The 8382-nt window shown below is 68.2% G+C and carries 5 protein-coding genes; 3 read left to right on the top strand and 2 right to left on the bottom strand.

Annotated features, from left to right (window positions below; genetic code table 11):
* Positions 1 to 180 precede the first annotated feature (180 nt).
* The 3 genes from GXY85_00370 to GXY85_00380 are packed head-to-tail and all read left to right on the top strand — an operon-like array spanning position 181 to position 5714.
* Entirely contained in the window at positions 181 to 1416 is a 1236-nt protein-coding gene (locus GXY85_00370) for an aspartate kinase (GenBank protein ID NLW49283.1), read from the top strand.
* On the top strand, positions 1409 to 2977 hold the full coding sequence (locus GXY85_00375) for a citramalate synthase (GenBank protein NLW49284.1): 1569 nt from the start codon (positions 1409 to 1411) through the stop codon (positions 2975 to 2977). Before GXY85_00370 ends, GXY85_00375 begins: the two co-directional genes overlap by 8 nt.
* A 52-nt stretch (positions 2978 to 3029) precedes the next feature.
* Positions 3030 to 5714, top strand: coding sequence for a valine--tRNA ligase (locus GXY85_00380; protein NLW49285.1), 2685 nt, complete (start codon positions 3030 to 3032; stop codon positions 5712 to 5714).
* Here the strand turns inward: GXY85_00380 and GXY85_00385 are convergent.
* Both GXY85_00385 and GXY85_00390 read right to left on the bottom strand, forming a co-directional pair.
* Entirely contained in the window at positions 5686 to 6264 is a 579-nt protein-coding gene (locus GXY85_00385) for a DUF2062 domain-containing protein (GenBank protein NLW49286.1), read from the bottom strand. The genes GXY85_00380 and GXY85_00385 overlap by 29 nt on opposite strands.
* Positions 6265 to 6299: 35 nt before the next feature.
* Positions 6300 to 8150 (bottom strand): amino acid permease, encoded by a 1851-nt coding sequence (locus GXY85_00390; protein ID NLW49287.1) that lies wholly within the window; start codon positions 8148 to 8150, stop codon positions 6300 to 6302.
* Positions 8151 to 8382 lie beyond the last annotated feature (232 nt).

Below are 8382 nucleotides of genomic sequence, written 5' to 3' on the forward strand. Positions count from 1 at the left end.
GGATGGGTGCGACAAGCCGCGGCGCTCCCGGGCAGTCTGCAGGGGGTGTGTGCACGCCGGGCCGGCGAGCGGCACGGCGTGTGTCGGCAGTCCCGTCCGATCGCGAGGTTGTTCCTTCCGCCCGACGACTTCCCCCATGCACGAACGGCCCGGGCCGGATCGTGAGAGGTTGACCCACGCATGGCTCTTGTAGTGCAGAAATTCGGCGGCAGTTCGCTGGCCACGGCCGACAAGGTGCTCAACGCCGCACGGCGCGCCGTGGCTGAGTTCGAGGCCGGACACCAGGTGCTGATGGTCTGCAGCGCGCAGGGCAAGATGACCGACGAGCTGATCGAGCGCGCCCGGCGCATCCACGCCGAACCCAGCCGGCGGGAGGTGGACATGCTCCTGGCGGTCGGAGAGCAGATGTCGATCTCGCTGATGGCCATCGCCCTGCACAGCATGGGTTACGAGGCGATCAGCCTGACGGGCGCCCAGGCAGGCATCCGCACCGACAACCTCTTCGGCAAGGCGAAGATCCGGACCATCGACACCTCGCGGGTGCGCCGCGAGCTGGACAAGGGCCAGATCGTCATCGTGGCCGGCTTCCAGGGCGCCGACGAGGAAGGGAACATCACGACGATCGGCCGCGGCGGGTCCGATGCGACCGCCATCGCGCTGGCCGCCGTTCTGGGCGCCGCCCGCTGCGAGATCTTCACGGACGTCGACGGCATCTACACGGCCGATCCGCGGATCGTCTCGAGCGCCGCATGGATCCGGCAGATCGATTACGATGAACTGCTCGAGCTGGCCAGCCTCGGCCTCAAGGCGATGCAGAGCCGGGCGGTGGAACTGGCCAAGCGGCTCGGCGTATCCTTTCGGGTACGTTCGAGCCTGAACAACTCGGAGGGAACCCTCGTGACCCACGTCACCGGCGAAATGGAATTCGTGGACGTGCGCGCGGCCGCCCTGGACCGCAATCAGGCCAAGATCACCATCCGCCACGTGCCCGACACGCCGGGGGTCGCCGCCACGATCTTCAGCGACCTCGGCCGCGAGCACGTCAACGTCGACATGATCGTGCAGAACGTGGGCGAAGGGGGGATGACGGACGTGAGCTTCACCGTGGAACAGACCGATCTGGCGCGGGCGATCCGGGTGACGAGCGCCCTGGCGGAGAGGATCGGCGCAGGGGCGGTGGAGAGCGATGAGGAGGTCGCAAAGGTCAGCGTCGTCGGAATCGGCATGCGCAGCCACAGCGGCGTGGCCGAGAAGATGTTCCGCGCGCTGGCCGAAGCCATGATTAACATCATGATGATCAGCACGTCGGAGATCAAGATTTCCTGCGTCGTGGAGGCCGCGCGCGCCGAAGACGCGCTGCGCGTCGTGCACGATGCCTTCGATCTGAAACAAGGAACGCTGAGTCATCATGGGTAACGGCAACAAGCAGGTCTACGCATACGATACGACGCTCCGGGACGGCTGCCAGGCCGAAGGCGTGAGCCTGACCGTGGAACAGAAGCTGGAGGTCGCGCAGCGTCTGGACGAACTGGGCATCCACTTCATCGAGGGAGGCTACCCGCTCTCCAACCCGAAGGACCAGGAGTTCTTCCACCGCGTCCGCAAGCTCCGGCTCCGCAACGCCCGTGTCGCCTCCTTCGGGAGCACGCGCAAGGCCGCCACGACGGCCGCCGAAGACCGCGGGCTGCGCGCCCTCCTGGACGCCGAGACGGAGGTCGTCGCCATCGTCGCCAAGGCGTGGGATCTCCACGTCGAGAAGGTGCTGCGCACTACACTGGACGAGAACCTGCGGATGGTGGAGGACTCGGTGCGCTTCCTCAAGGACGCCGGGCGCACCGTCATCCTCGACGCCGAGCACTTCTTCGACGGCTACAGGGCGAATCCCGACCATGCCATGAAGGTGGCCGAGGTCGCCGCCGAGGCCGGCGCCGACTGCGTCGTGCTCTGCGACACCAACGGCGGCACCCTGACGGCCGACGTGGCCCGCCGGACGGCCGAGGTCGTCGAGCGGATCGCCTGCAGCGTGGGCATCCACTGCCACAACGACAGCGGCCTGGCCGTCGCCAACTCCGTGGCCGCCGTGCAGAGCGGCGCCGTGCAGGTGCAGGGCACCGTCAACGGCCTGGGCGAACGAGTCGGCAACGCCGATCTCTGCAGCATCATCGCCATACTGAACCTGAAGACGGACTTCCGGTGCATCACCGACGAGCAGCTCCGGAAGCTCACGGAGGTCTCCCGGTTCGTCGACGAGGTGGCCAACCTGATCCCGAACCCCTACCAGCCGTTCGTGGGCAAGAGCGCGTTCGCCCACAAGGGCGGCCTGCATCACGACGCCATGCGCAAGGCCGAGCACTCCTACGAGCACATCGACCCCGCGCTCGTGGGCAACGAGCAGCGTTTCCTGCTGAGCGAACTCTCCGGCCGCGCCAGCATGCTGGCCAAGATGCAGAAGTCCGAAATCACGCAGGACCCCGCCGTCGTGCGGCAACTGCTGGATCGGTTGCAGAACCTGGAGAACGAGGGCTACCAGTTCGAGGCCGCCGAGGCCTCCTTCGAACTGGTCGCCCAGAAGGCGGTCGGCCGCTTCCGGCCGCATTTCGACGTCAGGGCCTACCACATCAGTGTGATCCGTCAGTCCGACGGGTCCGTCATCACCGACGCCACGGTCAAGCTGAACGTCAACGGCACGCCCATGCACACCGCCGCCGAGGGCAACGGACCGGTGAACGCCCTGGACGGCGCGCTCCGCAAGGCGCTCGAACCGCACTACCCGGCCTTGAAAGACATGCACCTGACGGACTACAGCGTGCGCGTCATCAACCCGAAGGCCGCCACCCAGGCCCGCGTGCGCGTGGTCATCCAGAGCGCCGACGACCGCCGCATTTGGGGCACCGTCGGCGTCAGCGAAAACATCATCGAAGCCAGCTGGCAGGCCCTGATCGACAGCTTCGAGTACAGACTCCTGATGGAGGAGTAACGGGCAGATCGCCTGCCGCTCTCCTTCACCCAGCCCGGGAACCACCTGAGCCATGGCAAGTGAACTGCCGACCCGGTATGAACCGGAGCAGATTGAAGGCAAGACCTACGCCTTCTGGACGCAGCGCAACCTGTTCCATGCGGAGCCCGACCGGCCCGGCGAGCCCTACACGATCGTGATCCCGCCGCCGAACGTCACGGCCGAACTCCACATGGGCCACGCGCTCAACAACACGCTCCAGGACGTCTTCGTCCGCTACCGCCGCATGACCGGCCGCAACGCCCTGTGGCTGCCCGGCACGGACCATGCCGGGATCGCCACCCAGAACGTCGTCGAACGCGGACTCGCCGCCGAGGGCCGCCATCGCACGGACCTCGGACGCGAGAAGTTCATCGACCGCGTCTGGCAGTGGCGCGAGAAGTACGGCGGCCGCATCATCCACCAGCTCAAGCGGCTCGGCTGCTCCTGCGACTGGGAACGGGAACGCTTCACCATGGACGAAGGTCTCAGCCGCGCCGTGGTTGAGACCTTCGTCCGTCTGCACGAAAAGGGCCTGATCTACCGCGGCAAGTACATCGTCAACTGGTGCCCGCGATGCCGCACTGCCCTGTCCGACATCGAGTCCGAACACGAGGAACACGACGGGCAGCTGTGGTTCATCCGCTACCCGCTCCGGGACGACCCCCGGCGCACCGTCCTGGTCGCCACCACCCGGCCCGAGACGATGCTGGGCGACACGGCCGTGGCCGTGCATCCGGACGACGAACGCTACGCCGGCCTGGTCGGCCGCACAGTCGTCCTGCCGATCATCGGCCGTGAGATCCCCGTCGTCGCCGACGAATGGGTGGACCGCGGCTTCGGCACGGGCGCCGTGAAGGTCACGCCCGCCCACGACCCGAACGACTTCAACCTGGCGCGCCGCCACGGCCTGCCCGAGGTGGTCGTCATCGACGAAGACGGCCGCATGACGATCGAGGCGGGCGCGCAGTACGAGGGCATGGACCGGTTCGAGTGCCGTGAGGCGCTCCTGGAGGACCTCCGGGCACTCGAACTGCTCGAGCGGGTCGAACCGCACCGCCACTCCGTCGGCCACTGCTACCGCTGCCACACCGTGGTGGAGCCCTACCTGTCCGACCAGTGGTACGTGAAGGTGAAGCCCCTGGCCCGGCGCGCCGCCGAGGCCGCACGGGACGGGCGCATCCGCTTCCATCCCGCCCGTTGGCGGGACTTCTACCTGAGCTGGCTCGACGAGGCCCGGGACTGGTGCGTCAGCCGCCAGATCTGGTGGGGCCACCGCATACCCGTCTACTACTGCACCTCCTGCGGCAACCCCGTCGTCGCCCCCCAGGAGCCGACCGAGTGCCCGGCCTGCGGCGCGGCCGAGCTGCGCCGCGACGAAGACGTGCTCGACACCTGGTTCTCCAGCGCCCTCTGGCCCTTCAGCACGCTCGGCTGGCCGGACCGCACGCCCGAACTGGAACGCTACTACCCCACCAGCACGCTCGTCACCGACCGCGGCATCATCTACTTCTGGGTCGCCCGCATGGTCATGATGGGCCTGGAGTTCATGGGCGACGTGCCCTTCACCGACGTCTACATCAACGGCACCGTGCTGGACGACCAGGGGCGCAAGATGTCCAAGTCCCTCGGCAACGGCATCGACCCGGTCAAGTTGATCGACCTCTACGGCGCCGACGCCGTGCGCTTCTCGCTCGTGATGCTGGCCACCGAGGGCCAGGACCTGAAGCTCAGCGAGTCCAAGTTCGAGATGGGCCGCAACTTCGCCAACAAGGTGTGGAACGCCGCCCGGTTCGTGCTGATGAACCTGGAGGCGGCTCCGGCCGGCCCGGCCGCCGAGCCCGAGCCCGCCTTCGAGGACCGCTGGATCCTCAGCCGCCTGGAAGCCGCCGTGCAGTCGGTCACAGACGCCCTGGAGGCATTCCGCACGCACGAGGTCGCCCAGGCCGCCTACGAGTTCTTCTGGCACGAGTTCTGCGACTGGTACCTGGAGATCGTCAAGCCCCGCCTCCTGCCGGACGCCCCCCCCGCCACGGCCGCGGCCGCCCGCGAGACGCTGGCCACGGTGCTGGACAGCTCCCTGCGGCTGCTGCACCCGGTGGTGCCGTTCGTCAGCGAGGAACTCTGGCAGCACCTGCGCGAGACCGCCCGGGCCGCCGGCCTGCAGGCGGCCGAAGCCATGGACGCCGAGGCGCTGATCGTCGCCCCCTGGCCCGCCGCCCGGCCCGCTCGCCGCGACGAAGGGCTCGAAGGCGAGATGGCGCTCGTGCAGGACGTCGTCCGCGCGATCCGCAGCATCCGCAAAGAGAAGGGCGTCCATGACCGCAAGCCCGTCCGCGTCACCATCAGCACGCCCGACGAGGCGACCGACCGCCTGATCGCGGCCCGCCTGCCCTTCCTGCGCGAGATGGCGGTGCTGGAAGGCGTCGAACACGGCGTCTTCGCCCCGAAGCCCCACCGCTGCCTCACCACGGTCGTGGGCACGATCGAGTTGTTCGTGCAACTGGAGGGCCTGGTGGACATCGAGGGCGAGCGCGCACGCCTGGAGAAGCAGCGCGCGGAGGTCGAGCGGCTCATCGCCGGCGTCGAATCCGCGCTGCACAACGAGGCATTCCGCGCCAACGCACCCGAGGCCGTCGTGCAGCAGCGCCTGGACCGCGCCGAGGAACTGCGCGCCCAGCTCACCAAGATCATCCAGAACCTGGCGGATCTGGAGTAGCGCCGGCCGGCGGCTCCGCCCGGTCGCCCCGCGGCCCGTTCCGGTCGGCGGGCCGCTTCCGCGCCAGCAGCGTCCACGCAACGTTCACAAACGCCCAGCCCCCCAGCGCCGCCACGGTGCTCAGCACCAGCGAACCCGTCCACAGATAGGCGGCCTGGTTGAGGAACATCGCGTACCGCCTGTCCGGGGGGATGAACCCCTGGATCAGGTCGAACAGCCAGGTATCGTGCAGCATGTGGACCCCGAGCCTGCGCGCGGCCAGGAAGACGGGCACGGCGGTGACCGGGTTGGTCACCCAGACCCCCGCGACGGCTGCGGGCAGGTTGACCTTCAGCAGCAGCGCGCCGGCGGCGGCCAGCAGCATCTGGAACGGAATCGTCGGCGTGAACGCGATGAACAGCCCGAGGGCCACCCCGCCGGCCACCGCCCTCCGATCGGGTGCCCAGAGTGCCGTTCGGAACAGGTGCTCGCCCAACCAGCGGTGGATGAACGTGCCCCGGAGGGCCTTCGAGAGCCTCCTCTGCCTGCGCAGCCAGTGCCGCCGGAACATGGGGGCCCCTTCACTTCACTTCCCCGGCGGCCGCGCTAACCATGCCTTGCCCGATCGGCCAGGAGGACGACGTCCTTGAGCCCCTGAGGGCCCCTCGCATTGGTCCAGCGGTGCAGGAATCGCTTGCCGCCGGCGATCTGGGCGACCGCCGCCAGACACGAGAGGAAGGAGTTCCTCTCGTCCATCGTGCCGGCGATCACAAAGACCACCTGCACGGCCGGCGCCTCGTCCGAGAAACGGATCCCCTCCCGGGCACGGACCACCAGGATCTCCAGGATGCCGCTGCCCTTGAGCACGACGTGCGGCACCGCCAGGGTCGGGTTCAGGGCGGTGCTGCCCTGCGCTTCCCGCGCCTTCAGGGCCGCCGCCAGCGTCGCCGCGTCCTCATGGACGCGTTCCTGCAACGGCTCGGCCGCCAGCCTGAAGAACTCGTCCAGTTCCACCGGGTCCTCGATGTCCAGCACAAGGCCCTCCTCGATGAGCTGATCGAAGCGGTCGCGGACGACCTCGTCGCGTTCGTGCACGATCTGCCGCAGCTCCGCCTCCAGCGTGCCGGTGACGAGTTCGCGGGCCGTGATGCGCTCAATCAGGTGGAGCAGCGCCGTGTCCTGCATCACCCGATCGCGACCGTAGAACCAGTAGCACAGGAAGCCGGCCAGGATGAGCGTCGCGCTGATAAGGTACGCCTCCACCCCCATCTCGAAGAGCACAAACCCGAACCCCACGATGCCCGCGATCTGAACCCACGGATAGACCGGCGACCGGAACGCAGGGCGGTAGTTCTGCAGACCGCTCTCCCGCAGCACGATCACCGAAAGGCACGAGAGCATGTAGGTCAGGATCAGCACCACGGACGCCGCCTCGACCAGGACCTTCAGGCTGACGAACAGGCTGAACAGCATCACGGCCCCCGTGATCGCCAGCGCCACGTGGGGTGTGCGGAAACGGACGTTCACGCGCGACAGCGGCGGCGGCAGCAGACGGTCGCGGCTGAGCGCCAGCAGATAGCGGGACGCCGCCATGATGCCGGCGTTGGCCGTGGATACGAACGCGAGGATCGCGCCCGCGCTCAGGACCACGTAGCCGAAGCGGCCCAGGATCATCTGGCCGCCGTGCGAGAGCGGCGTCAGCGAGGCCTTGAGCACATGCGCCTCGACCACGCCGCTGGTCACCATCACGGCCAGAGTGTACGTCACCATCACCGCCCCCAGCGAAAGCACCAGCCCCACCGGGATGACGCGCCCGGGGTCCCGCACCTCCTCGGCCACGCTCGCCACCTTCAGCAGCCCGCCGTAGGAGACGAACACGAACCCCGTGGCGATGAAGATGCTCCCCGGGCCGTGCGGCGCGAACGGGATCAGCAGTTCCGCCCGCAACTGCGACATGCCCACCAGGATGTACATGGCCAGGATGGCGAACAGACCCACCACCAGGAACACCTGCACCCGCGCCGCCTCGCGCACGCCGAGAACGTTCAGAGCCACGAAGGCCACACACAGGACCCCGCCCGCCAGTTGCCCGTTGAGGTGGATCACCAGACGGGCGAATGCCGCCATCCCCACGACGGCGAACGCGCTCTTGAGCGAGAGTGCGAACCAACTGAGCAGGCCGGCGACCGTGCCCACCCCAGGGCCGAACGCCCGCATCGCAAAGAAGTAGTCGCCGCCCGCCTTCGGCATCGCCGTCGTCAACTCGGCGATGCTCAGCGCACCCGTGGCCGCCAGCAGGCCGGCCAGCATGTAGGCCCAGACGACGCCCGGCCCGGCGATCGCGTAGGCCAGCCCCGGCAGGACGAACAGCCCCGAACTGATCATTGCCCCCGACGAGATACAGAACACGTGCCCCAGCCCCAGCCCCTTGTCCAACTGCGGTGCTGCTCCCGCCATCCACTCTCCATTCCGTGCTGATCCCAGCGGCACCCCGGCACCCCGACCGGCGGTGCCGTCAGTATATCGGAATAACGGACGCGTGTCACGGCCCGCCCCCCCCATATGTCAACCGCAGATAGAAATGTCCGCTATACACGGCAGATAGAAATGTCCGGTTGTTGCCGCAGCTATAAATGCGCGGGCATGTTCTGGTAGCCTTGGCGCCAGGGGTGGTCCGGCGCTGGACGTC

The sequence above is a fragment of the Candidatus Brocadiaceae bacterium genome, from assembly GCA_012728835.1.
Classification (GTDB): domain Bacteria; phylum Planctomycetota; class Brocadiia; order SM23-32; family SM23-32; genus JAAYEJ01.